The sequence below is a fragment of the Rhizobium sp. Root491 genome, from assembly GCF_001427205.1.
In the GTDB taxonomy this organism is placed as follows: Bacteria; Pseudomonadota; Alphaproteobacteria; order Rhizobiales; family Rhizobiaceae; genus Agrobacterium; species Agrobacterium tumefaciens.
On sequence record NZ_LMFF01000001.1, the window covers coordinates 527,901 to 550,271 of the forward strand.

General features: G+C 61.1%; 24 protein-coding genes and 1 pseudogene. 7 read left to right on the forward strand and 18 right to left on the reverse strand.

Translation table 11 applies throughout. From position 1 onward, the window contains the following. Positions 1 to 3: 3 nt before the first annotated feature. The 11 genes and pseudogenes from ASD46_RS02600 to ASD46_RS02650 form a co-directional block, all read right to left on the reverse strand. Positions 4 to 399: a DUF3168 domain-containing protein gene (locus tag ASD46_RS02600; protein WP_025592843.1), complete on the reverse strand. Its 396-nt coding sequence runs from the start codon at positions 397 to 399 to the stop codon at positions 4 to 6. Beyond that, positions 396 to 731, reverse strand: coding sequence for a phage head closure protein (locus ASD46_RS02605; RefSeq protein WP_003512107.1), 336 nt, complete (start codon positions 729 to 731; stop codon positions 396 to 398). The genes ASD46_RS02600 and ASD46_RS02605 overlap by 4 nt, the downstream gene beginning before the upstream one ends. Before the next feature lie 3 nt (positions 732 to 734). After that, on the reverse strand, positions 735 to 1,304 hold the full coding sequence (locus tag ASD46_RS02610; RefSeq protein WP_025592842.1) for a head-tail connector protein: 570 nt from the start codon (positions 1,302 to 1,304) through the stop codon (positions 735 to 737). 112 nt (positions 1,305 to 1,416) lie between these two features. Beyond that, positions 1,417 to 2,685, reverse strand: coding sequence for a phage major capsid protein (locus ASD46_RS02615; protein ID WP_025592840.1), 1,269 nt, complete (start codon positions 2,683 to 2,685; stop codon positions 1,417 to 1,419). A gap of 37 nt (positions 2,686 to 2,722) precedes the next feature. Further along, positions 2,723 to 3,313, reverse strand: coding sequence for an HK97 family phage prohead protease (locus tag ASD46_RS02620; protein WP_025592839.1), 591 nt, complete (start codon positions 3,311 to 3,313; stop codon positions 2,723 to 2,725). A 41-nt stretch (positions 3,314 to 3,354) separates the two neighbouring features. After that, positions 3,355 to 3,675, reverse strand: a complete 321-nt coding sequence (locus ASD46_RS02625) for a DUF6107 family protein (RefSeq protein ID WP_003512100.1) — start codon at positions 3,673 to 3,675, stop codon at positions 3,355 to 3,357. A gap of 187 nt (positions 3,676 to 3,862) precedes the next feature. Continuing rightward, the gene (locus tag ASD46_RS02630) at positions 3,863 to 5,029 is read right to left on the reverse strand and encodes a phage portal protein (protein ID WP_035198024.1); all 1,167 of its coding nucleotides are present in this window, start codon (positions 5,027 to 5,029) and stop codon (positions 3,863 to 3,865) included. A 186-nt stretch (positions 5,030 to 5,215) separates the two neighbouring features. After that, positions 5,216 to 5,539 (reverse strand): Dabb family protein, encoded by a 324-nt coding sequence (locus tag ASD46_RS02635; RefSeq protein ID WP_003512096.1) that lies wholly within the window; start codon positions 5,537 to 5,539, stop codon positions 5,216 to 5,218. 43 nt (positions 5,540 to 5,582) lie between these two features. Continuing rightward, on the reverse strand, positions 5,583 to 6,221 hold the full coding sequence (locus ASD46_RS02640; RefSeq protein WP_025592834.1) for a chitinase: 639 nt from the start codon (positions 6,219 to 6,221) through the stop codon (positions 5,583 to 5,585). 450 nt (positions 6,222 to 6,671) lie between these two features. Beyond that, the gene (locus ASD46_RS02645; protein WP_025592831.1) at positions 6,672 to 7,931 is read right to left on the reverse strand and encodes a DNA-packaging protein; all 1,260 of its coding nucleotides are present in this window, start codon (positions 7,929 to 7,931) and stop codon (positions 6,672 to 6,674) included. Beyond that, positions 7,928 to 8,454, reverse strand: a pseudogene (locus ASD46_RS02650) (hypothetical protein). The gene ASD46_RS02645 and the pseudogene ASD46_RS02650 overlap by 4 nt, the downstream one beginning before the upstream one ends. Positions 8,455 to 8,705: 251 nt before the next feature. Here ASD46_RS02650 and ASD46_RS02655 point away from each other — a divergent pair. After that, the gene (locus ASD46_RS02655; protein WP_029658736.1) at positions 8,706 to 10,346 is read left to right on the forward strand and encodes an alpha/beta hydrolase; all 1,641 of its coding nucleotides are present in this window, start codon (positions 8,706 to 8,708) and stop codon (positions 10,344 to 10,346) included. A 26-nt stretch (positions 10,347 to 10,372) separates the two neighbouring features. Here the strand turns inward: ASD46_RS02655 and ASD46_RS02660 are convergent, their stop codons facing one another. After that, complete coding sequence (locus ASD46_RS02660; RefSeq protein ID WP_025592827.1) at positions 10,373 to 11,212, reverse strand: SDR family oxidoreductase; 840 nt, start codon at positions 11,210 to 11,212, stop codon at positions 10,373 to 10,375. Between the two features lie 143 nt (positions 11,213 to 11,355). On the opposite strand from ASD46_RS02660, the gene ASD46_RS02665 reads away from it, so the two are divergent. Beyond that, on the forward strand, positions 11,356 to 11,727 hold the full coding sequence (locus tag ASD46_RS02665) for a winged helix-turn-helix transcriptional regulator (protein ID WP_019564087.1): 372 nt from the start codon (positions 11,356 to 11,358) through the stop codon (positions 11,725 to 11,727). A 103-nt stretch (positions 11,728 to 11,830) separates the two neighbouring features. On the opposite strand, the gene ASD46_RS02670 is transcribed toward ASD46_RS02665, so the two are convergent. Beyond that, positions 11,831 to 12,262, reverse strand: coding sequence for an Lrp/AsnC family transcriptional regulator (locus ASD46_RS02670; protein WP_003512084.1), 432 nt, complete (start codon positions 12,260 to 12,262; stop codon positions 11,831 to 11,833). A gap of 147 nt (positions 12,263 to 12,409) precedes the next feature. Between ASD46_RS02670 and ASD46_RS02675 the strand changes: the two genes are divergently transcribed. Then, positions 12,410 to 13,510, forward strand: coding sequence for a saccharopine dehydrogenase family protein (locus tag ASD46_RS02675; RefSeq protein WP_003512083.1), 1,101 nt, complete (start codon positions 12,410 to 12,412; stop codon positions 13,508 to 13,510). A gap of 137 nt (positions 13,511 to 13,647) precedes the next feature. Here ASD46_RS02675 and ASD46_RS02680 read toward each other — a convergent pair whose 3' ends face one another. Then, on the reverse strand, positions 13,648 to 15,108 hold the full coding sequence (locus ASD46_RS02680; RefSeq protein ID WP_025592826.1) for a protein adenylyltransferase SelO: 1,461 nt from the start codon (positions 15,106 to 15,108) through the stop codon (positions 13,648 to 13,650). A 177-nt stretch (positions 15,109 to 15,285) separates the two neighbouring features. Here ASD46_RS02680 and ASD46_RS02685 point away from each other — a divergent pair, with 177 nt between their 5' ends. The 3 genes from ASD46_RS02685 to ASD46_RS27425 all read left to right on the forward strand — a co-directional run bounded on the left by ASD46_RS02685 (position 15,286) and on the right by ASD46_RS27425 (position 18,369). Further along, positions 15,286 to 16,356 carry a sensor histidine kinase gene (locus tag ASD46_RS02685; RefSeq protein WP_236742466.1) on the forward strand — a complete coding sequence of 357 codons (1,071 nt, stop codon included), beginning with the start codon at positions 15,286 to 15,288 and terminating at the stop codon, positions 16,354 to 16,356. 63 nt (positions 16,357 to 16,419) lie between these two features. Further along, entirely contained in the window at positions 16,420 to 18,138 is a 1,719-nt protein-coding gene (locus ASD46_RS02690; protein ID WP_025592822.1) for a glycoside hydrolase family 32 protein, read from the forward strand. A 57-nt stretch (positions 18,139 to 18,195) separates the two neighbouring features. Then, on the forward strand, positions 18,196 to 18,369 hold the full coding sequence (locus ASD46_RS27425; protein WP_003512077.1) for a hypothetical protein: 174 nt from the start codon (positions 18,196 to 18,198) through the stop codon (positions 18,367 to 18,369). A 22-nt stretch (positions 18,370 to 18,391) separates the two neighbouring features. On the opposite strand, the gene ASD46_RS02700 is transcribed toward ASD46_RS27425, so the two are convergent. Beyond that, positions 18,392 to 19,780 (reverse strand): MFS transporter, encoded by a 1,389-nt coding sequence (locus ASD46_RS02700; protein ID WP_025592821.1) that lies wholly within the window; start codon positions 19,778 to 19,780, stop codon positions 18,392 to 18,394. 175 nt (positions 19,781 to 19,955) lie between these two features. On the opposite strand from ASD46_RS02700, the gene ASD46_RS02705 reads away from it, so the two are divergent. Next, a complete protein-coding gene (locus ASD46_RS02705; protein WP_003512073.1) occupies positions 19,956 to 20,204 on the forward strand; it encodes a hypothetical protein in 249 nt (82 codons plus the stop codon). 28 nt (positions 20,205 to 20,232) lie between these two features. Here the strand turns inward: ASD46_RS02705 and cueR are convergent, their stop codons facing one another. The 3 genes from cueR to blaOXA all read right to left on the reverse strand — a co-directional run bounded on the left by cueR (position 20,233) and on the right by blaOXA (position 22,262). Beyond that, positions 20,233 to 20,658: a Cu(I)-responsive transcriptional regulator gene (cueR, locus tag ASD46_RS02710; protein WP_003512071.1), complete on the reverse strand. Its 426-nt coding sequence runs from the start codon at positions 20,656 to 20,658 to the stop codon at positions 20,233 to 20,235. A gap of 139 nt (positions 20,659 to 20,797) precedes the next feature. Beyond that, positions 20,798 to 21,406, reverse strand: a complete 609-nt coding sequence (locus tag ASD46_RS02715; protein ID WP_025592818.1) for a class I SAM-dependent DNA methyltransferase — start codon at positions 21,404 to 21,406, stop codon at positions 20,798 to 20,800. A gap of 34 nt (positions 21,407 to 21,440) precedes the next feature. After that, a complete protein-coding gene (blaOXA, locus tag ASD46_RS02720; RefSeq protein ID WP_003512067.1) occupies positions 21,441 to 22,262 on the reverse strand; it encodes a class D beta-lactamase in 822 nt (273 codons plus the stop codon). Between the last annotated feature and the right edge of the window lie 109 nt (positions 22,263 to 22,371).

The following is a 22,371-nucleotide window of genomic DNA, read 5'->3' on the forward strand; positions in this document are numbered from 1 at the left end:
ACCCTATTCCGTTACCGCCCTGAAACGCATTTCTGCGAGGAAGTTCCGTGTCTTCGGCTCGCGCCGCGAACGGCTCGAGAGAAGCTGCAGATTGACGAGCGAGATACCGACAAGCGGAAGGGCGGCATCGTCGAGCAGGGTTTTCACCCGCCCGGCAATCTCACCCGCGCACCTGCGGCCATTGGCATCGCTCCAGATGTCCAGCGACAGAAAATGTTCTTCGGCCTTTTCCGTCGCCGTCGAGTAATCGCGGCATTCAAGTTCGTCGATAACGATCAGGGGCAGGATGGCGCGCGGCAAAAGCCGGTCGACGATACCGCCGGGGATGAGCGCCATCAGAGCAGCGTCGCCGGAAAGTTTTGCGAAAATCGCCTGTAGAAGCACATTTGCGGCACTCACGGGCTTTCCTCCTCACAGCGGCAGACGATGAAACGGCGGGTCTCGTCCGGATCCATCACGGCCCGGATCGCCAGAATGCGCCGTCCCTTGCGAAAGCGCATGCCGGCGGCAATGTCGCTGCGCCAGACCAGCCAGACGCGGTGGGTGATTGTTACGCCCTCAGCCGAGGCCCGCTCATGCGAGGCATTCGAAACAGGTTCGATAGCCGCCCAGAGCGAACGCAGGAAACTCCAGCTTTCCGCGGCCCCACCCTGCCCGTCCGTTACCTCGCTGCGCACCTCAAGCTCCAACCGCGCCGTAAGCTTGCCGGGGTCGAGAAAAACGAGGTTCATGGCTCATAGCCCCACACGGCAGAACGGAGACACCAGCCGCTCGTAACCGGCCGGAACCGCTGCGGGTTGATTTTCCAGAGCAACGGCACCGCGGAAGGCGAACATCTGGGCCACATGCATCAGCATGGCGCGTTTCAGCGTATCGGGCACATCGGTTCCCGCCTCACCGTAACCGGCAATGAAGTCGATCTCGATGCCGTTCATCACCCGTCCGGGGGCTGGCGGGTCGCGCAGCCACAGCCGCGCCGGGCGCGCCTCGCCGTCAAGCAATCTGTCGGCGGCTGTGATGTCGGCCGCGCGCCCTTGACCGTCAAAAACCAGAATCGTTTCGATGGTTTGCGCCGGTCCCTTACCAATCAGAATCATACCACTCGGCGGCCACCGGTCGAGATAGAGCCGCCAGGTCTGGCGTATCAGGCAAAGTCCTGTCGTACGTTCCAGATGCTCGCGGGCGGTACGGATCAGCGCAGCCAGCAGCGCATCCTCGTCGCCGCCGTCGAGACGCAAATGCGCCTTCACCTCGGCAAGCGTCAGCGGCTCCGCCTGCGGCGGATGAATGAGGGCATAGGTCATGGGGTCTCCGGATATGGGACAGAAAGAATTCCGGCCGAAAGCGTTTGGCGAAAATGTAGCATCCGCACGCCGTCACCCCCGACTTGGTCCGGGGTGACGGGGAGGATTGTGGTCAATTCACCCCGAACTTCACCAGCTTGATCGCCTCGAAGTTCTGCACGCCGCCGCCCACGCGCTTGGTGGTGTAGAACAGCACATAGGGTTTTGCCGAATAGGGATCGCGCAGGATGCGCACGCCGGTGCGGTCCACCACGAGGTAACCGGCGCGGAAATCACCGAAAGCGATGGCGAAGCTGTTTGCCGCGACATTCGGCATGTCTTCGGCCTCCATCACGGGAAAGCCCATCAGCGAGGCGGGCTGCCCGGCGGCAGCGGGCGGATGCCAGAGATAGGCGCCGCTGGTATCCTTGAAGCGGCGCAGCGCCCCTTGCGTCTTGCGGTTCATCACGAAGTTGCCGTTCTGGCGGTGGCCTGCCTTCAGCCCATAGACGGCATCCAGCAGCACATCCATTGGCCCCGCGGAGGCGAAGCCACCCGCAACACCGGTGGCGACATAACCGATATTGCCCCAGCTCCAGCTGTCATTGGCGACGGCCGTATAGGAGAGGAAACCCTTCGGTTTGTTGGTACCGTCGCCGGCGATGAACGCCGCTGCCTCCTGTTCTGCAAAGGCAATGTCCACTTCCGAGGCGATCCAGGCCTCGATATCCACGGCCGCATCATCCAGCAACCCCTGGGTTGCGGCAGGCATGGCGTAGAGTTCCATGGTCGGGAAGGAAAGTTCGGAGAGCTTCGGTGTCGTCGTCTCGGGGCGAGCCGCCGTTTCAGAGACCCAGCCGGTGGCAAATCCGCCCGGCGAAAACGGCTTCTTCAGCACGGCAGTGGAAACCTGCCGCACGGTCGCCAGCGACCGGATCGGTGAAATCGCCGTCATGCGGCGGCCGATCTCGCCATCCGTTTCGGTGGGCAGCAGATAACCACCATCGGCGCCTGTCGATCCGGCAAAGGCCTTGGCCTCCAGATCGCGCAGCGCGCCCTCCTCACCCCGGCGGATATAGGCTTCGAAGGCGGCCTTGTGCTCATCCGTATCGAGGGAATGCGCCTGCTTGCGGCCGAGCGCCGGGCGCGCTTTCTTGAGCGCCAGATCGTCCATGATCTTGCGGTTGTCATCGAGCGCCTTGTCGATGCGGTCGAGCTTGTCGCGGGTCACGACGTCGGACCCCATCTTGCGTTCGATATCGGAAAGCCGCTGGTCGTTGGTGTCGCGGAAGGCCTCGAAGGCCTCCATGAACTCGTCGAAGGCCGCCGCCATCGTATCGGGCGCGGCCTTCACCTGCGGCGCGACCGTCATTGCGGCCGGTTTTGTCATCTGGTCTGTCATGTCGCCATCCTTGTTTTCGGAAGTGTTTGGGAGGAAGTCAGCGTTTGAAGGCTGTGTCGAAAAGCGAACGCGCCGCGCGGCGCATGGTGCGCACCAGCTCGGTTTCGCGGTCGCGGAAGAAGCGGGCGTGTTTGACATCCGATACCCGCGCGGACGGCAGCATCGGAAAGGTCACCACAGAGATTTCCCAGAGATCGGCCTCCAGAATGCGCCTGACGCCAGGGCGTGCCGCCTTGCCGGAGCGCCCCTCCTTGCTTGAACGTACCGTGCGAAAACCGATCGAAAGCCCGTCCAGCGCGCCTGTCTTCATCAGCGAATGGACCTCGCGCGAACGGGCGACGCCGGGGGCGAGAACACCTTCCACGTAAAGCCCGCGCTGATCCTCGCGGATGGTGCGCCATGCGCCGATCGGCTCGGCCGGATCGTGCTGGTAGAGCATCCGGATACCGCCCGCACCGCGTTCCTCGATGGAGCGGCGGAAAGCGCCGCGCTCGATCACGTCGCGGCCGAGATCGACCTCGCCGAAGACGCTGGCATAACCGGAAAACGTGCCGTCGCCAGCTATGCCGCGCAGTTCCAGATTGGCGAATTTGCGCGTGGCGGGGCGCGGCCCGCGATAGACGTGCATGGGAAACTCCTGCGATGTGAAAAGGGGGTGCCGCGTGGAGGCTAAGCGCGCGGACGGGCGTTGTAACGGTCGGCCACGCGCACCAGCAGGCCAAGCCCCCACCAGGCCACCATGCTGGCAGCGGCAGAGCCCGCCACCATGATTTCCCGGCCTGAAAGCGCGCCGGCAATCTCGAGTTGCTGCACGATCCACAGGCCCACGGGGCCGCCGAAGATCATGCCGCAGGAGACGCCGGTCACGAAACGGCTCGCCGCCTCGCGTTTGCTTTTCGGCAGGAGGTAGACGAGCGACACACCCGCGCCTGCGACGGCACCGGTGATGCGGGCGGCCCAGATGCCGCCTTCATTGGCGAATTCAGACATGGGTAATCATTCCGGTTTAGGATGTGAAAAATCGGACAGACGCGCCGCGTCGCCCGCAGGTCGGGTGTGCAGTTTCAAAACGCCATTTCGCGAGTCTTCAGAATCGCTTGAACGGCGAACCTCACAAAACGATTCCGCTGGTTCAGAAATTGGTCGAAGACGCAGCCCGGTGGCTCAAGCACGGAGGCTAATACCCAACCGCCTCCCGCTTTTCCTCGTCGGTCAGAAACGACGCTGCGCCGATCCTTGTCCACAGGGCGTCCCGCTCACCGGCAAGACCGGCGATCCTGTCAAGATCCGGTTCCAGCCGCAGCCCGGAGCCGAAAATCGGCGACAGCCAGCCGCAGAGCCGTGCCGCCGTGCGGTTGACGAGCGGCAGCACGGTGAGACGATAAAAAGCGCGGTTTGCCTCCTGGTAATTGGCATAGGTATTGTCGCCGGGAATGCCGATCAGCATCGGCGGTACGCCGAGTGCAAGCGCTATGTCGCGTGCGGCACCGTTGCGTGCTTCCAGAAAATCCATGTCGCGCGGCGAAAGCCCCATGGCCTTCCAGTCGAGACCGCCTTCCAGAAGAAGCGGCCGGCCTGCATTCATCGCTCCTTGATAACCTTCCTCCAGCTCGCGCTTCAGCCGCTCATATTGCTCGGTGGAGAGATTGCCACCCTCTTTCGGCTGATAGACCAGTGCACCGGAAGGGCGAGCGGAATTGTCGAGCAGACGTTTGTTCCACTGGCTTGCGGCATTGTGGAGATCGAGAGCCGCGCCCGCCGAAGCAAGTGGCGCGAACCCGACCCGATCGTCCAGCGGATGAAAAAGCTTCAGGTGCAGCAGCCCCAGCCCGTCACGTTCAGCAGCAATGCGCCTGATGGCGCGGCCCTCGGCACGATAATCGTAACCCACGGGCCAGCCATCCGCGCCTTCGATGATGCTCACCCGGTCCGGCCGTAGAAGATGCAGCTCGCGCAGTCGTTCGCCGACCACTAGCGGTTCGATATAGGCGTTGCCAGCCAACATCAGATGGCCATACAGCGTCTCGAAAAAGTCCGGCCCGCCCATATGAGCGCTGGGCTTGCCTAGAAGTGCGAGCAGCGGATGATCGCCGATCTCCTCATCGCCATCGTAAAGCAGCCAGCTCACCGATGCGGAGGCTTCTGCCACCATGCGGGCGGCGCGGTGCGCTACCGGGTTTTTCATGAAGCCCTCGCGGGCGAGTGCGGCATAGGAGCGGCCGGTCCAGAATGCCTGGCCACCCTGCGGCGCAACCGCCATGAAGCCGCCCGCCGCTGTCTTGCGTTCAGGCACGGCTCTGCCATCCGCCGGGCGCCGCCACGGCAGGGAAAACGGAAATCGCATGGAATTGTCCTTGTTTTAATGCGGGCTCAGTTTCCCGCCAGGCCCTCATCCCTGTGCTCGTCACAGGGATTCAGCCAGCCCAAGTCTTTGGACTTAAAGCACTCGTTTCGCCGCGCAGACGCGCGTCGGCTGGCTTCCTGTGAAAAGCACAGGAATGAGGGTGGAGGGCCCGAGTCTTGACGAAACTTACCGGATTGGCGCTTTCACTGCCGTATCGCTGTTGAAATCAGCGGCAACCCGCGTCTCGCGCAGCGGCTTCACCGTACGCGTCGAAAGATCATAAGCGGGGTCGGCCTTGTAGGCCGCGAGCGCCGCCTCGTTTTCGAACTCGCCATAGACGATGAAATCGACCGAATTGCCCCATTGGTCCTTCTTCACATTCTCGCCGATTTCGAGCTTCAGCGAATGCGGTATGGCGGTGAGGCCGGAGAGCCCCTTGCGCACGGCGTCGCGGTTTTCCTCGGGAACGGTGAAAAAAACGATATGGCGGATCACGGTGTCACCTGTCATGCAAAATTCGAATATGGCCCTTGCGGCGCTTGCTAACGGGTTATCATCTGGCCCGCGCCGGTTCAATCCGCGCCGCCAAAAGGGCGCGATGAAATGCCCGGCCGTAGTCCCCGACAAGCCGCGCCCGGTCGCGGCCATTGATGATGGCGCGCGCACCCTCCCAATCCTCACGCTTGCCCTCGAAGACATCGGCAAGCTTCCGGCCGGTAAAGCTGCCGGCTATCATGCCGTGGATCAGGATCGCGGTTGCCACATCCGGTTCCATGGCGCGTTCTGGGCGCGCCAGAAGGTCCACACCGGTCAGCTGCGACATGGCCTCGTAATTGCGGCGATGCGTCAGTTGCACGAAACCGCGTCCGAGCCAGCTTTTGCCGTCGGCGTCTGGCCGCCAATAGGGTTTGCGCACCATGGGCAGCCTGCCTGCTGCAAAGGCCCGGTCCAGCCTTGCGATCGCCTCGGCATCGTTTGCCGCCAATGTCTCGCGCACCGGCTGCATGGTCGCAGCCGTCTCGTGAAAAGTCGTGGCCAGCATGTAGGCGAGCCAGCGGGGATCACCGCCCGGCAGGGCCTTGCCGAAGCCGGCCAGGATCGTCTTTGTCCCGTCAAGCTGTGCAGCTCGCAGGCGACCACCGTAGATGGAAATTCGCACCGACGCGAAGAATCGCGCGCCGTCATAGGCCATAGCCGGCTCCTGAAAATCGGGGGCGATATCACCCTTTGTTTTTTCCACATGACAGCCGTCAAAACTAAATCGATTTGAAAAAATCCTAATCGATTTTAATCCGCTGACCGGGGTTTTGAGGTAAAAAATTCCTTGAGTTGCGGAACCTTAGCGCGCTAACTCCATTCACCGCGCACTTCCGCAGCGTTGACCATTCAAGGAGGAATGCCACCATGACAGCGACAATCCCCCAGACCGTTTATGACCGGCTCGAAAATGAGTGGCGCCAGATGCGCGAAACCGGTTCTCAGCCGAAACCCGCGCAGTCTCCGAAGAAGTAGCATCTGCCAGACGTCCGATTTTGGGCGTTAACGGCGACCCGGATTTCTTCTCCCCGCCGGGGAGAAGAACCAATATGCGTCGGCTAGATAGGCAATTGGCTCTCATTCATGGGGCCAATTAGCGCGGATATCACATTCCGCGCACCCTCGGCTCACTCGCAACACTCGTCGTCAACGCCGTTATTGCCCAGACCAGCGCATCCAGCCGGTCGGGCGAGCGTCCGGATGAAAGACCGTCGGGTCCGAAATCCGCCATCTGGTCGGTTAGTTTTTCAAACCGTGCGGCGTGGCGTACCCTGCCCTGTTCGTAGAGTGCCGCCACCGGCTCGGCGCGGGTGAACTTGCCCCGGCTTGCCCGCACCAGGGTAAGCGGCAGATTGGCGTCTATGCTCTGCAACATTGCCCGCACCATCTCGCCGCCCTGATTGACTTCCGCCACCACCCGGTCGGCCTCATGACGGCGAACGGCAGCGACAACGGCCCGCGCCCAGCCGCCCGGTGTTTCACCTTCCACCGAACAATCCGCAAGCACGACCAACTTGCCTGATATGCCAAGCCCGGCCGCCACGATGCCGCAGCAGGAATTTTCACCGATACCGGCGGGCGGGTCTACCGCGACCACGATCCGCGCCAGCGGCTCATGGTCGGTTTCCACAATTGCTTCCAGATCGGCACGTTTCCACAGCGCGCCTTCGCGCTCATCAATCAGTTCGCCGCCGATTTCCTGACGCCCCAGCCGCGTGCCGCCGTAACGGTCGTGCATGGCTTTCAGGAAACCGGGTGAGAGATTTTGCGCATTCATCGCCGTCGGCATTTTGGCCACCCGGCTCGAAGGGTCGGCGAGAAGCGCCTTCAGGAGCGGAATGGGCCGTGGCGTCGTCGTCACCAATTGCCGTGGGGCCTCACCCAGACGCAGACCAAATTGCAGCATGTCCCAGGTTTCCTGCGGATATTTCCATTTTCCAAGTTCATCGGCCCAAGCCATGTGAAATTGCGGGCCGCGCAGGCTTTCTGGGTCTTCAGAGGAAAACACCTGCGCCATGGCCCCGTTTGGCCAGATGAGCCGGCGGCGCGATACCTCGAAGGCGGGGCGGCAACGGCGGGCGATACGGCAGATGCCGGAAATGCCGTCGATCATCACCTCACGGGCATCCCCCAGGGTTTCCGCAACAAGCGCGATGCGCAAATCAGATTGCTTGCCGGCGGACGCAATCCTGTGCACCCATTCGGCCCCGGCGCGGGTCTTGCCGGATCCTCGCCCGCCGATCAGAAGCCAAGTCCGCCAGTCACCCTCAGGCGGCTGCTGCGGCAGGTTACCGATGAAACGCCAGTCGCGCAGAAGGGTGAAGACCTGCTTTTGCAGTTGGGGTTCGCTCGAAACATCCGTCATGTGTCAGCTTCTGTAGATGCATACGGGCCAGATCTGCCTCCAGCCTCGCGCGGCATTTCTGTTCTGCCAGTTCGTCGATGCGTTTGAGGAAATGCGCCACCGCCATTTCGTAATCTTCGGTATCGGCTTCGTCCTCGCCGGCAAGAGCCTGCCTCTCTTCTGCCAGCACCCGTTGCAGGGCATCGATCCGTTCCAGTGTGCGCACAATCAGCGAAAGCTGATCCGTTGCGGCCTTCACGTCGGCGCGCGCCTGCTTGCCCGAGGCATCCTCCACCGTTGATAAAAATGCCGCTTCGCTTGTCTGCCGCAGGTTGCGGTACATGCAGAACTGTTCGCGCATCTCCACCGTCAGCTCGTTCAGCAATTGCCGCAGATTGCCATTGCGCGCCGCATCTTCGGCAGCCAGCTTGTCGGCCCGCGATTTTATCTCGGGTGCGGCCTCCAGCCTGCCCTCGCCGCCATAGGCGCAGCTTTCCTGCCAGACGCCGTGGAGCGCCAGATCGCAATTGCGGATATTTGCCATGAGGTGGACCTGCGAGAGAATGACGTGTCGCGGAAAAGCATCGGCTAAACCGACCTTTGCCGCTCAGCCGCAAATCTCCGACTGTGACCTAAACCTATCAAACCACCGTCACGCTGTAAAGGATTATTTTCCTATGATTGTGGTTTTTATCCTGCGAACAGGGTTTGCACCCTCGCCCGGCGCATACTACACTCGTGCCAGACGGCGGGAAAAAGGGGCAAGTCAAGTTGTTGAAACAATGGGTTGGGCGGTTGTTTGCGGGTCTTTCGGCAACCGGCATCGTCTTTGGCACTATTCTGTTCTGCGCTTCGCTCACGCCGTCTCTTCTGCCGCGCACATGGCTGATGCAGGGTGTGCTGTGCGGATTTTCCTTTGCCATCGGTTATCTGATCGGCGTGGCGCTCACCGCCATCTGGACCTATCTGGAATTGCCCCACCCCTCGCGCCATAACCGGCGCAGCATCCGCTTTCTCATCGCCCTTGCCAGCGCGATAACGGCGATCGCGTTTCTTTGGCAGGCGAAAGACTGGCAGAATTCCATCCGTATCCTGATGGAGCTAGATCCGTTGCCCAGCGCCCACCCCACCAAGACCGGCGGCGTTGCGGTGCTAGTCGCCGCCCTCCTCATCGGCGCTGGACGGCTTTTCCAGCTCATCCGGCGATTCTTCTCGGTGCGCAGCCGTCACTTCCTGCCGCGCCGGCTCGCCAATGTGCTCGGTATCGCCGCCGCCATCGTGCTGTCATGGATGCTGCTGAACGGTCTGATCTTCGATATCGGCCTGAAGTTTGCCGATTCCTCGCTGAAACAGGTGGATGCGCTGATCGAGCCGGATGTACCGCGCCCTTCCGATGCGCTCAAAACCGGCAGCAGCGCTTCCCTGATGACATGGGAATCGCTTGGCCGCAGAGGCCGCGAATTCGTGGCCGGCGGGCCGGAGGCACAGGAGATTTCCGCCTTCACCCACCGCCCGGCCAAGGAACCGCTCAGGGTCTATGCAGGCCTGAATTCTGCGGCAACGCCCGAGGAAAGGGCAGCACTTGCGCTGGAGGAGCTGAAGCGGGTTGGCGGGTTCGAGCGCAAGGTGTTGCTGGTCGTCATTCCCACCGGCACCGGCTGGATCGATCCGGAAGCGCTTGATACGGTCGAATATCTGCATGACGGCGATATCGCCAGCGTTGCCGTGCAATATTCCTATCTTTCCAGCTGGATCGCGCTTCTGACCGAACCGGATTACGGTGTGGAAACGGCGCGCGCGCTGTTTCAGGCCGTCTACGGTTACTGGACCACCCTGCCGAAGGAAACGCGCCCGAAACTCTATCTGCACGGGCTGAGCCTCGGTTCGCTGAACTCGCAGAAATCATCCGATCTTTACGACGTGCTCTCGGACCCGTTCCAGGGTGCGCTGTGGAGCGGTCCGCCCTTTTCCAGCCCCACATGGCGCATGGCCACCAATGGGCGCGTGGCGGGTACGCCGGAATGGCTGCCGCGTTTCCGCGATTCCTCGGTCATCCGCTTCGCCAACCAATATACCACTGCGCATATGCCTGATGCGAAGTGGGGCCCGATGCGCATCGTCTATCTGCAATATGCCAGCGACCCGATCACCTTCTTCGAGGCCGCATCGCTTTACCGGCGACCGCAATGGATGGTTCATCACGGCCCTGACGTCTCCACGTCCTTCCGCTGGTTCCCCGTCGTGACCCTGCTGCAGCTCGGTCTTGATGTTGCCGCCGCCACCACGGCGCCGATCGGTTACGGCCATGTCTACGCGCCGGAGCACTATATCGATGCGTGGATGGAGGTAACCGCACCGCAGGGCTGGAATGCGGATGATATCCAGCGGCTCAAGATGTTATTCAAGGCCCGCCGCGGCTCCACCGATCCGGCGTGACGCGACGGGCGTGTCGTTTCTGAGCGTCAGTCCTTCAGCGCGGCCACATGGTCGGCCACATAGGTTTCCAGCGAGCGCGGTGCGTGGCCGGTCAAAGTCTCGACATCACCGGTGACCGCCGACGTCCAGCCTTCGCGCACCGGATAGAAGATCGACGCGAGGAAGGCGGCGTAATCCTTCGGAACGCCAGCGCCGGTCAGAATGCCGATGAAAACATCGTCCGAAACCGCGCTATAGCCGACCGGCTTGCCGATGGCCTGCGAGATGATCGCAGCCGCCTCGCCGTAACTGAAAGCCTTCGGCCCGGTCAGGTTGAACGCCTTATTGTCGAAAGCCGTCGAGGTCAGCGCTGCCGCTGCACTGTCGGCGATATCGCGCACGTCGATGAAGCTCGACTTGCCCTCGCCTGCCGGAACGGCGATCTGGCCGTGTTCGATGCCGACCTTCCAGTAGGTGTGGAAATTATCGGCAAACCAGTTGGGGCGCAGGATAACGTAAGGCGCGCCGGAAGCGATGATCTTCAGTTCCACCTGGCGATAGGGAATGGAATCGTCGGCATCGACGCCGAAGACGCTGAGGAACACGATCTTCACATTGCGGCGGGCAGCTTCCTCGACAACCGGCGTCAGCGCGTCGATTGCATCCAGACGCCCGCCAGCCAGGATCAGAAACAGACGGTCGACGCCATCGAAGGCGTCCGTGTAGGTCGAGGCGTCGGTATAATCGAAGCGCACCCCTTCCGCGCCTTCGGCTGCCTTGCCGGTGCGCGAGGCCGCTTTCACGCTTTCGCCCTTGGCCAGAAGCGCCTTTACCAGCGGCGTGCCGATGGTGCCGGTGGACCCGATTACGAGTATCTTGCCAGTCATCTCAAATCTCCGTAGTATCCAATAGAAACCATGTTTCGAAAACATACGTACTGCGTATTCGAAATCAGGAAAAGAGAGCACTTTCCGGTTATCTGGTATCCTCAAGGAAACCGACCCGGGCTTTTCAGAGCGGGATGAGACCCATGGAACATGTCTATGACGTTTACGAGGATCGCTGCCCCACACGCATGGTGCTGGACAGGATCGCTGACAAATGGGCGCTGCTGATCCTCGACAAGCTGCGGGTGGACGCGGTGCGCTTCAACCTGCTGCGGCGGGAAATCAAGGGCATTTCGCAGAAGGTTCTGTCTCAGACGCTGAAAAAGCTCGAGCGCGACGGCCTGATTTCGCGGCAGGCCTTTCCGACGGTGCCGGTCACGGTCGAATATTCTCTGACGCCGCTCGGGCGCACGCTGACCGACACGGTTGCGGCACTGGCCCACTGGGCGGAGGGTAATATGGACGCGGTGCTGGCGGCGCAGAAGGCTTATGACGAGAGGGGTGGGTTAGGGTAAGGCAGACCCCCACCTTCCTGATTCCTATGCTTGTCAAAGGAATGAGGGAGACGAGAGCATTGCGCGCACTCGTCCGCCTTTCGCCTGCCAAACCCTCCAACGCCTACCGCGAAATCCGCGTGGAAAGAATGATCGACGATAGCGTGCGTTCCACGCCGTCCAGCGCGCCGATCCTGTCGATCAACCGGTCAAGGTCGAGAATGGAAGGTGCTGCCAGAATGGCGATCAGGTCGAAAGTGCCGCTGACCGAATGCAGCGTTGTCACCTCCTTGATGGCGGTGAGCGCCGCCGTCACGCCGGGCAGCGCCTTTGGCCCGATGGTGATCAGCACATGGGCGCGCACCAGCCCGGAAAGATAGCTTTCCGAAAGTCTCAGGCCATAACCGGCGATCACCCCTTCGGCCTCGAGCCGCTCGATGCGAGCCTGCACGGTGGTGCGCGAAAGGCCGAGTTTGCGGGCCAGTTCCGCCACCGGCATGCGGGCGTTTTCGGAAAGCAGGGCGAGCAGCGCCCGGTCCTTGTCGGCAATCGTCATAATGACCAATCCTGTCGTCTAATTGTCCAATATTAACCCGCTATCCGCACATAGTGAAGCTGCGAATCGTCCAAAAAAGCTGGCATTCTGCCTATGAAGCGCATCCGGTGCGCAGAGGCATATGAATTTACTGCGGGGAACAAAAACATGAAAAACATCGTCGTCATCGGCGCGGGCAATATCGGTTCAGCCATCGCCTGGATGCTGGCTGTCACCGGCGATTATCGCATCACGGTTGCCGATCGCTCGGCAGACCAGCTGACGAATGTGCCGGCGCATGAGCGTGTCGACACTGAAATCGTCGACATTGGCGACCGTCCGGCGCTGGAAGCGCTGTTGAAAGGCAAGTTTGCCGTGCTTTCCGCTGCCCCCTTCCACCTGACGGCGGGCATTGCGGAAGCTGCGGTTACAGTCGGCACGCATTATCTCGATCTGACTGAAGACGTCGAATCCACCCGCAAGGTCAAGGCACTGGCGGAAACGGCTGAGACCGCGCTCATTCCACAATGCGGCCTTGCCCCCGGTTTCATCTCCATCGTCGCCGCAGATCTTGCCGCCCGGTTCGACAAGCTGGACAGCGTGCGCATGCGTGTCGGCGCGCTGCCGCAATATCCGTCCAATGCGCTCAACTACAACCTTACCTGGAGCACGGACGGGCTGATCAACGAGTATATCGAGCCCTGCGAAGCCATCGTCGAAGGCCGCCTCACCGCCGTTCCGGCGCTGGAAGAGCGCGAAGAGTTCTCGCTCGACGGCGTGACATATGAGGCCTTCAACACCTCGGGCGGCCTCGGCACGCTATGTGCGACGCTGGAAGGCAAGGTGCGGACGATGAATTACCGCACCATCCGTTATCCCGGCCATGTCGCGATCATGAAGGCGCTTTTGAACGACCTCAACCTGCGCAACCGCCGCGATGTGCTGAAGGACCTGTTCGAAAACGCCCTGCCCGGCACCATGCAGGACGTGGTCATTGTCTTCGTTACCGTCTGCGGCACCCGCAACGGCCGTTTCCTGCAGGAAACCTATGCCAATAAGGTCTATGCCGGCCCCGTTTCCGGCCGGATGATGAGCGCAATCCAGATCACCACCGCAGCCGGCATCTGCACGGTTCTCGATCTGCTTGCGGAAGGCGCCCTGCCGCAGAAGGGGTTTGTCCGGCAGGAAGAAGTGGCCCTGCCGAAATTCCTGGAAAACCGGTTTGGAAGATATTACGGCGCGCATGAGCCGCTGGCCCGGGTTGGGTGAGTTAAGGGGAGCAATCGGCCCCGACACTGTCATCCTCGGGCTTGTCCCGAGGATCTAACGTCTCACGAAATCGATAGGTCGCAGATGCTCGGGACAGGCCCGAGCATGACGACGAGCGGCGGAATGCCTCTCCCAAATCACGTCCCGCAAAAGGTCCGAAACACCTTCTCATCGCTCATCGGCGGCTGCATGTAGACGAAATTGTCCGGCCGTTCCTCAAATGGCGTGGCAATCGCCGCCAGCATGGCGTGGAACGGTTCGAAATCGCCGTCTTCCACCGCCGCCTCGATCAGTTCCTCGATGCGGTGGTTGCGGGGAATTATGGCCGGGTTGACGGCGAGCATCGCCCGCGACCTCTCGGAGGCAGAAACTTCATCCCGCCCGGCCCGCTCCTGCCAGCGCGCCAGCCATGCATCCGCCGCCGCGATATCGATGAACATGCCGCGAAACGGCTCGGCATCGCCCTCTACCGCGTGAGAAAGACGCCGGAAGGTCAGCGTATAATCGGCTTCCGATGCCTGCATCAGCGAAAGAAGCGCCTGCACCAGCTCGATATCGCCCTCCTCTTCGCCCGTCAGCCCAAGCTTTTCGCGCATGCCGGCAAGCCAGCGCTTGGGAAACGCGGCGGCGAAATCAGCGAGCACGGCGTTTGCGAGTTCGGCTGCTTTCTCCACTTGAGGGTCGAGCAGCGGCAACAGGCATTCCGCCAGCCTTGCAATGTTCCATTGGGCGATACCCGGTTGATTGTTGAAGGCGTAGCGCCCCTGTGCGTCGATGGAGGAGAACACCTTGTTCGAGTTGTATTCGTCAAGGAAGGCGCATGGACCGAAGTCTATCGTCTCGCCGGAGATCGCCATATTGTCGGTATTCATCACGCCGTGGATGAAGCCAACCATCATCCAGCGGGCGATGAGTTCGCACTGCCTCTGAGCGATGCCCTGCAACAGGGCGAGATAGGGATTGTCCGCGTTTTTCACTTCGGGATAGTGGCGGTCAATCACATAATCCGCGAGATTTCTGATCCCCTCATCATCCTCGCGCGCGGCGAAGAACTGGAAGGTGCCGACCCTGATATGGCTTGCCGCAACACGGGTGAAAACCCCGCCCGGCAGACCCACCTCGCGCTGCACCCTGTCACCGGACAGGACGGCGGCGAGCGCCCTTGTCGCGGGAACGCCGAGCGCGAACATTGCCTCGGAGACGATATATTCGCGTAGTACCGGGCCGAGCGCCGCGCGCCCGTCGCCCCTTCGCGAAAACGGCGTCGGGCCGGAGCCCTTCAGCTGAATATCCCGACGTTTGCCGTGTTTGTCGATGACTTCACCGAGAAGAATGGCACGACCATCGCCGAGCTTCGGCACGAAACCGCCGAACTGGTGGCCGGCATAGGCCATCGCCAGCGGCTCGGCCCCTTGCGGTACCACATTGCCGGAAAAGATCGCCGCCAGCCTGTCGTCGTCGAGGCCTGAGACGTCGAGAAGAAGCTCGTCTGCCAGCGCGCGATTGAAGGCGATGAGGCGTGGCGCCTTCACCGGCGTTGGCAAGACGGCGGCGCTGAACCTTTCCGGCAGGCGGGCATAGGAATTGTCGAATCTGATCACGGGTAAACTCCCTGCTTTTACCTGATATGGCCCTTTTTCCGCCCGGTTGCGAGGGGTGAATAGCCACAATTACGGGAAGCCGCAGCGGAGTTTGGAAAAATCAATTTGAACTATAGGTATATTTGAACATACAAACATCCAATGAATGAGCCGCAATGCAAGCAGGATAAATTCGTGCCAGATTTCCCCTATGACGACAGTGAAATGGGCGAGGCCATCCGCCGCTTCGACTGGGCGTCGACAAGCACGGGGCCGATAGAGACATGGCCGGTATCACTCAAAACCACCGTGCAGATGATCCTCAAGCAAGGCCATGCAATCTGTCTGTTCTGGGGGCCTGACCTCAACATCGTCTACAACGACGCCTACCGCCCGTTTCTTGGGCTGAAGGAAGAGGGTGCGCTCGGCAAGCCGTTTCACATCATCTGGTCCGATGTCTGGAACGATGTGAAACCCTTCGTTGATCAGGCACTCTCCGGCAAGGGCACGTTCGCCGAGGACATGCATCTCGTCATGGACCGCAACGGCTACCCCGAAGACACCTACTGGACCTTTTCCTACAGCCCGCTTTACAACGACCAGGGCAAGATCGCAGGGCTGATAGACATAGCCGTCGACACGACCGGAGCGGTGCAGAGCCGCAGCCGGGAGGATCTTCTGCGGCGCGAACTCGTCCACCGGGTCAAGAATACGATGGCGATCACCACGGCGGTCGTCAGCGCCACCCTGCGCCATTCGCAGACGCTTGAGGATGCGCGCGACACCATCAAAAGACGTATCGCAGCACTCGGCAACGCCCAGAACCTCATTCATGCTTCGGGAAAGGGTGCCAGCATCTCCGCGCTTGTCCGCGAGTCCGTTTATCCGCATCTCGACGACAAGGCGCGCGTAACGATTTCCGGACCGGACATGGAAATCGCGCCGCAACAGGCGCTGGGCCTGTCTCTGGCCATTTATGAACTGGCCACCAACGCGATGAAATATGGCGCACTTTCCAACGAGAGCGGCAAAATCGAAATCTTTTGGACGCTGGACGAGGATGACCGCTTCGAACTGCGCTGGCGCGAGACGGACGGACCTGCGGTCAGGACGCCGACGCGTACGGGTTTCGGCTCGCGGCTGACCAACAAGATCGTTGCGGCTTACTTCTCCGGCGAAGGCCGCACCTTCTATCATCCAGACGGGCTGGTGTTCGAGCTGGATGGCAAATACGAGGCTGGCGACGGCGAAACCTCTGGCGGTTGAACTTTCTTTCGTCCCATTCGTTGCGTTTCCTGAACCAAAGTAGCCGCAACGAAAGGAACGGGAATGACCGTCGTTGAAGCCGTAGCCGCCGAGCCGGAAAGCGCAATCCGCATCCTGCACACCGATCTGCCTGTTAACGCCACTTTCCATGTATGGCTGAAGGCGAAAAAACCGGCGGAACCCGGCGCCGTCTCCTTTTCCAATGCGAATGGAAAATTCGCTGAGGTTTCAAGCCTCAACACGGAAGAGTTCGGATTTAGAATCTATCAGGTCTTCGGCGGCGGCCATGTGGAACTGAGCTACGATACTGTCACGACCGCCGTTTCCGTCATCTACTGGTTCACCGCCGCCGACGTGCTGGAAACCGGCATAACCGTCGTCCATACCAAGCCGGACAATGCCGCACCGGAACTGCCTGACAGCTACCACTTCCGCCCGCCCTTCGGCTGGATGAACGATCCGAACGGCTTTGGCCGGTTCGAAGGCCGGCCGCATCTGTTCTACCAGCATTATTCACACGGTCTGCGCTGGAACACCATGCATTGGGGCCACGCGGTTTCCTCCGACTACCTGCGCTGGCGGCATCTGCCGATCTTCCTCTTCCCTTCCGAGGATCTGACGACGCGGCCGGACAAGCGCGGCGGCGCTTATTCCGGCTCGACAATTCCTTTGGTCGAAGGTTCAGGCATCCGCGTGTTCTTCACCGAGCAGGTGCAGGATCGCACTCCCGAACAGCAGATCCAGCTCACCGCCACTTCTTCCGATCTCATCATGGCCGGACAGGCCGAAGTCATTCTCGGCCATCGCCCGGACGGACAGGGGCTGACGCCGGATTTCCGCGATCCTTACGTCTTTCGCGGCCCGGATGGACTTTGGAAAATGCTGCTCGGAAGTCAGAGCGACGGTGGCGGCGTCATCCTGCTTTACGAGACGCTGGACCCGACGGCGGCGTCAGGCTGGACCTATGTGGGCAAGCTTTGGGTGGAAACGCGCTACAAGACCACTGCCATTGAATGCCCCTGCCTTCTGCCGCTCGACGGCCCGGCCAATGCCCGATCCACGCGCTGGGTTCTGGTCTATGGGCTGATGCATTCCGAAGACCCTGAAACCGGCCGCAAGAACCTGACCATGGCCGATGTCGGCTGGTTCGACGGCAAGGTCTTCACCAAAGAATTTGGGCAGGAGCTGGATTTCGGCACCGACAATTACGCCTTCCAGGCGTTTCTGGATGGCGACAGCATCATCGGCATCGGCTGGCTCGCAAATTGGGCGGATGCCAATCCGGAGATCGATTTCCCGACATCCATGACGCTGCCGCGCCGGATCCACTATTCGAACGGCGAGCTACTGACCCCGCCCATCGGTGCGGCGGAAAGCCTGCGAAGCCATATTGTCGATCGCACGCGGCTGGCGGCCGGGGAGCGCGTCACCTTCATCAACGGTGCGGTGGAGATGCTGATCGAGCTTGCTTCGCCCGGCACACCGTTCGAGTTGGTGCTCGATCATCCCGTGGTCACACTGGGCCTCATCGCCGATGAAACGGGCCTGTGGATCCGCCACGAGGACGGACGCGATGGCCCCTCGCCGCACTATATCGCCAGAGGGGCAAGGGCCTCGCACATCCGCGTCTTTCTGGACTACGGATCCATCGAAGTGTTCGCCAACCGGGGCCGGTATGTGGGGACAAAACGCATAGAGGGTTTCGAGCCCGTGCGTTCAGCGCTCCTCAAGGCAGCGCCGGGGGCTGTAGTGCACGCCACCAGCTGGGCGCTGCGTCCGTGAGGAACCTTTTGGCGGATCTGCTGTTGATAAGCAGCAAACGCTCAAAGGAGAAACGGCATGACAAAAATCAGCGATTCCCGCGATCCCATCCTGTTTCCGACAGAAGCCAACGAAAACAAGACCGAGAAAAAACGCGCGGGCAAGGGTGTCGTCATCATTATTGGCGCAGTCGCGATCATGGCTTTCGTGGTGTATCTGGCGGCGATCACCATCGCCACCACGCAGTCTTAACGGCACACACGCCGCAGATGCGTCAGCGCTGTCCGCTTCGCAAGCCGCGGGTTGTCAGGATCGCCAGAAGCGAGACGATGACACCCAGCCCATAGAGATAGAGCATCGGCATCGTTACATCCGCACGATCGATCTGCAGAACGAGATCGCTCGCGGCAGCGACGGTGCCGCTTGCGCCCGCACCGGCCGCGGCACCCAGCGTCGCGACCGTAGGCAGCAGGGCGCCCGTCATCTTGCGCTCCTCTTCCGGCGCGGCTTCCATGGCTGCCTGGCTGATGCCTGCCCAGGACATGCCGAAAGCTGAACCGATCAATATCTGCCCGATCAGCATTTCCGGCCAGTTCCCCGTCGCCAGCCCAAGCCCGAGCAGCCCACAGCCCGGCACCATCTGGTAGGGTCCGTAATGCAGGCAAAGCTGCCGCAGGCGGCCCGAACGCAGGCTGCCGATCAGCATTGCCACGAAGCTCCAGGCAAGCGGCATCGTCACGACAATAAAACCAGCGAAGGTCGGCTCATGGTGCCAGAGATTGATGGCGACATAAGCGAGATAGACGCTGCCGAGTGCATGGGCATAGGACATCAGGAACAGCACCCAGAAACCGCTGCCAAGTACCGTTTTCAACCGGAAGGAATCCTTGGGGAACAGGCCGGTGGAAGGCTGGGTGCCCGCCTTCAGCGACGCCCACAACAGTGCCGCACCAACCAGCAGCGACATGATGCGCAGACCGGCATCCTCAAAGGCGGAGGGTGCGGAGAAAGCCAATGCGCCGACGAGGCAAAGGAGCAGCGGCACCATCGGCTTGCGCGAGGTCGCGACCGACCGTTCTGCCGAGACCGCAATCGCCGTATAGGCCAGCAGCAGCACGATCAGCGGCGCAGACAGCAGGAATGTGGCGCGCCAGGAGATGTGCTCCGTGGCAAACCCGCCGGTGAGCGGCCCGACGAAGGACGCGACCGCCCAGATGGCCGCCTCGATGGCAAAGACCTTCGGCAGTAGAGCCGAGCGAAAGCCGGCAGGTATGAGGCTGTAACACACGGCCACGATCAGGCCATCGGCAAGTCCCTGCAACGCCCGGCCGATGACGACCCATAAAAAGCTGTCGGCGAGCGCCGACATGACGGAGCCGAAGGAAAAGATAAGGCAGCATAGGAATAGAACGCTGCGTGCGCCAAAACGCTCGCGAAACAGAACGGCGGTGACACCGCCTGCCACGGAACCGACGAAATAGAGGCTGTAGGCCCAGCTATAGAACGCCGCTCCGCCAATCTCGCGCACCGCGACCGGCAGGGCCGTGACTACTGCAAACTGGTTGAAGGCATGCAGGCCGATACCGGAGGAAATGACGGTCAGAAGCGAGAGGTTCGCCCCACCAAGCAATTCCGACCAGCTATTTTTCTCCGTCATTTCCATACTCGTCAAAGCCGTATCCTTTCCATTCTTGCGATACGGCGGGCAAACTAGAACCTCAAGCACCATTGAGGTCAAGGCGCCTTTTCACCTATTCCGCTCGAGCGAACTTGCAGGCATCAGGAACCCTCTGCCTCCCCGGTCGTTTGCGCAATGACCAGACAGAAAGGATACCACCATGGACCGCAAGAAAATCACACCTCTCAACGAAGACGCCATGGACGAGGAACTGCTCGATCTCGATATCGACGCCCTTCCGGCAAAGGGAGAAATTCCGCAGTCCATCGAACATGAAATCGAGGAAGAAGAGGCCGAGAGCGAGGACGACCCCTATCAGGAAAGCGACGAGGCCCTTCCCGATGACGCGGAAGAGCGCGTGATCGACCGCAATCCCTCGCGCGAAGGCGGTGCGTTCGACGAGGTTTAGGGACTGGCGGCGGGGCGGGATGCGGCCGTCAGTGGGCCTTCGCAGGCTTGTGGGCGGCCTTTTCGACGCCTGCCGCTAGATCATCGAGGATCGGGCAATCCGGCCGGTGGTCGCCGCCGCAGCAATGGGCAAGGTGGGACAGGGTCTTCACCATGCCCTTCATCTCGGCAATCTTCTGTTCGAGATCGGCGATATGGCCGAGCGCAATGTCCTTCACCGCCGAACTCTCGCGGCTCTTGTCCTGCCAGAGTTTCAGGAGCGTTTCGGTCTCCTCCAGCGAGAAGCCAAGCGTGCGCGCCCGCTTGATAAAGCGAAGATTATGCACGTCCTGCTCGCCATAGACCCGGTAGTTGTTGCCGGTGCGGGCGGCGGGGGTGATGAGGCCGATCTGTTCGTAATAACGGATCATCTTGGCGGAAACGCCGGATGCATCCGAAGCCTGTCCGATATTCATGATGCCACTTCCCTGGGGGCGACTTTCGCCCGTTTATGGCTACTATGTAAGGATTCCCATCATGGGAAGGTCAAGGGATAAGGACATTTTTTATCGCACACACAATCGTGAGTGCCTGGCAGAGCTCTGAATTCAATGATTACGCCGCCACACGTCTGGCGAGATAAATCGTCGCCCCACCGCAATCAGGATCGTTGACGATGTGGTCGAGAAGTCGAAACCCGTGCGCGGCAAGCAGGCTTTCATATTCTTCGCGAGCGAGGCTGGCATGGTAAAGCGGTTTTCCCTGAAGGGTCCCCGTCGCTTCCCCGTGTCCCGGCCCGGCCGTGAACATCAGTGCGGCGCCGTCATTGGCGTGCTGCCGGAAAATACCGAACATGCGGCGCTGATCGTCGGCCTTCAGATGGAAAAAACTATGCCAGGCAATCAACCCGTCGAAGCGGCAACTCAACACGAGTTCACGCATATCGGCGACCACCCAGCGCTTTTCCGGAAATCTGGTGCGGCAAATTTCTATCATGGGATATGACGTATCGATGCCGGTCACGTCATATCCGTTGCCGATGAAGTAGCCGGCAATCGGCTCGCCTGAACCGCAGCCGATATCGAGGATGGATCCGCCCTGCGGCAAAAGCGACGTGAACCGATCCAGCCAGGGTTTTTCGGCGAGGGAGCGACCGCGCAGCCTGTCGAAATCAACCCCATGGTCGGTGTAGAGCTTGATCACATCGTTGGAGGCATCCGCCATGTCCGCTTTTCCTTGGGGCTGGCCAGCCGTGTAATCATCTGTGCACTGCCAGCCGGGCAATATCGCGCAGGAAGGCGTCGCGCACTGCGGGGCCGAGCGGTTCACTCGACGGCTTGTCGGCAACGCGAAGCCTTGCGAAGACGATGTGCTGGCCTTCGCGCTCCGCCCAGCCAACAAACCAGCCGAAGGGGCGGCTGCGGTCGGGGTTGCCTTTTTCGTCGCGCATGAAGCCCGTGCCGGTCTTGCCGTGCACGCTCCAGCTCTCCGGCGCATCGAACACCGGCACGATCGCCCGCGTCTTTGCCTGCGCGTCGCGCGAAACCGGGAGATTTCCGGCCAGAAGGCGGCGGATGAAGCCCACCTGCTCGACCGGGGAAACGGTCAGGGAAGCACCGAGCCAGGAATGGGTGAGACCGTTATTCTTGCCGGGTTCACCGGATACATCGGCATTGCCGTAACCCAGACGTTTGACATAGGCGGCGAATTTTTCCGGGCCGAGGCGGCGGGTGAGTTCGCGCGAATACCACAGCACCGAATCCTGCTCCCATATGGTCGGATCAACCGTCTTGCGGTCCTGCGCGCGGGCCTCCGTGCCGGGTTTCCAGTCCCATGCGGGGGTCTTGTCATCCAGCAGGATGCCGGCGTCATAACCGATCAGAGCCAACGGCACCTTGAAGGTGGAGGCCGGCGCCACGCGCTGATCGCAGGCGCCCTGCTGGTTGATGACAGCGCCGGTCTCGATGGAGGTGACCAGCGTGCATTCAAAAGCCTGCGATTGCTGGGCGGAGGCGGAAAGCGGCAGAATACCCTGAAGGGCAATGCACGAAAGAACGATGGCGGGCAGCCGATAGCGCATGCGTTTTGATGTCCCTCGTCCGCATTCTGCGGATCATATGCAGGAATGGATGAACGGCGGCCCTTGTTTCAGGCATACCGTTATTCCGAAACATGCCTTAAGAAAACGA

What these genes read in the sequence shown, in the direction of transcription:
- ASD46_RS02670 (WP_003512084.1), bottom strand. Translation starts at nt 12,262, where the DNA reads ATGACGATTGCCGACAAGGACCGGGCGCTGCTCGCCCTGCTTTCCGAA.
- blaOXA (WP_003512067.1), bottom strand. Translation starts at nt 22,262, where the DNA reads ATGCGCTATCGGCTGCCCGCCATCGTTCTTTCGTGCATTGCCCTTCAG.
- ASD46_RS02715 (WP_025592818.1), bottom strand. Translation starts at nt 21,406, where the DNA reads ATGGCGGATGCCTCCAACGATGTGATCAAGCTCTACACCGACCATGGG.
- ASD46_RS02675 (WP_003512083.1), top strand. Translation starts at nt 12,410, where the DNA reads ATGAAAAACATCGTCGTCATCGGCGCGGGCAATATCGGTTCAGCCATC.
- ASD46_RS27425 (WP_003512077.1), top strand. Translation starts at nt 18,196, where the DNA reads ATGACAAAAATCAGCGATTCCCGCGATCCCATCCTGTTTCCGACAGAA.
- ASD46_RS02700 (WP_025592821.1), bottom strand. Translation starts at nt 19,780, where the DNA reads ATGGAAATGACGGAGAAAAATAGCTGGTCGGAATTGCTTGGTGGGGCG.
- ASD46_RS02660 (WP_025592827.1), bottom strand. Translation starts at nt 11,212, where the DNA reads ATGACTGGCAAGATACTCGTAATCGGGTCCACCGGCACCATCGGCACG.
- ASD46_RS02640 (WP_025592834.1), bottom strand. Translation starts at nt 6,221, where the DNA reads ATGGCCTATGACGGCGCGCGATTCTTCGCGTCGGTGCGAATTTCCATC.
- ASD46_RS02645 (WP_025592831.1), bottom strand. Translation starts at nt 7,931, where the DNA reads ATGACGGATGTTTCGAGCGAACCCCAACTGCAAAAGCAGGTCTTCACC.
- cueR (WP_003512071.1), bottom strand. Translation starts at nt 20,658, where the DNA reads ATGAATATCGGACAGGCTTCGGATGCATCCGGCGTTTCCGCCAAGATG.
- ASD46_RS02630 (WP_035198024.1), bottom strand. Translation starts at nt 5,029, where the DNA reads ATGCGATTTCCGTTTTCCCTGCCGTGGCGGCGCCCGGCGGATGGCAGA.
- ASD46_RS02705 (WP_003512073.1), top strand. Translation starts at nt 19,956, where the DNA reads ATGGACCGCAAGAAAATCACACCTCTCAACGAAGACGCCATGGACGAG.
- ASD46_RS02620 (WP_025592839.1), bottom strand. Translation starts at nt 3,313, where the DNA reads ATGCACGTCTATCGCGGGCCGCGCCCCGCCACGCGCAAATTCGCCAAT.
- ASD46_RS02615 (WP_025592840.1), bottom strand. Translation starts at nt 2,685, where the DNA reads ATGACAGACCAGATGACAAAACCGGCCGCAATGACGGTCGCGCCGCAG.
- ASD46_RS02610 (WP_025592842.1), bottom strand. Translation starts at nt 1,304, where the DNA reads ATGACCTATGCCCTCATTCATCCGCCGCAGGCGGAGCCGCTGACGCTT.
- ASD46_RS02605 (WP_003512107.1), bottom strand. Translation starts at nt 731, where the DNA reads ATGAACCTCGTTTTTCTCGACCCCGGCAAGCTTACGGCGCGGTTGGAG.
- ASD46_RS02690 (WP_025592822.1), top strand. Translation starts at nt 16,420, where the DNA reads ATGACCGTCGTTGAAGCCGTAGCCGCCGAGCCGGAAAGCGCAATCCGC.
- ASD46_RS02635 (WP_003512096.1), bottom strand. Translation starts at nt 5,539, where the DNA reads ATGACAGGTGACACCGTGATCCGCCATATCGTTTTTTTCACCGTTCCC.
- ASD46_RS02625 (WP_003512100.1), bottom strand. Translation starts at nt 3,675, where the DNA reads ATGTCTGAATTCGCCAATGAAGGCGGCATCTGGGCCGCCCGCATCACC.
- ASD46_RS02665 (WP_019564087.1), top strand. Translation starts at nt 11,356, where the DNA reads ATGGAACATGTCTATGACGTTTACGAGGATCGCTGCCCCACACGCATG.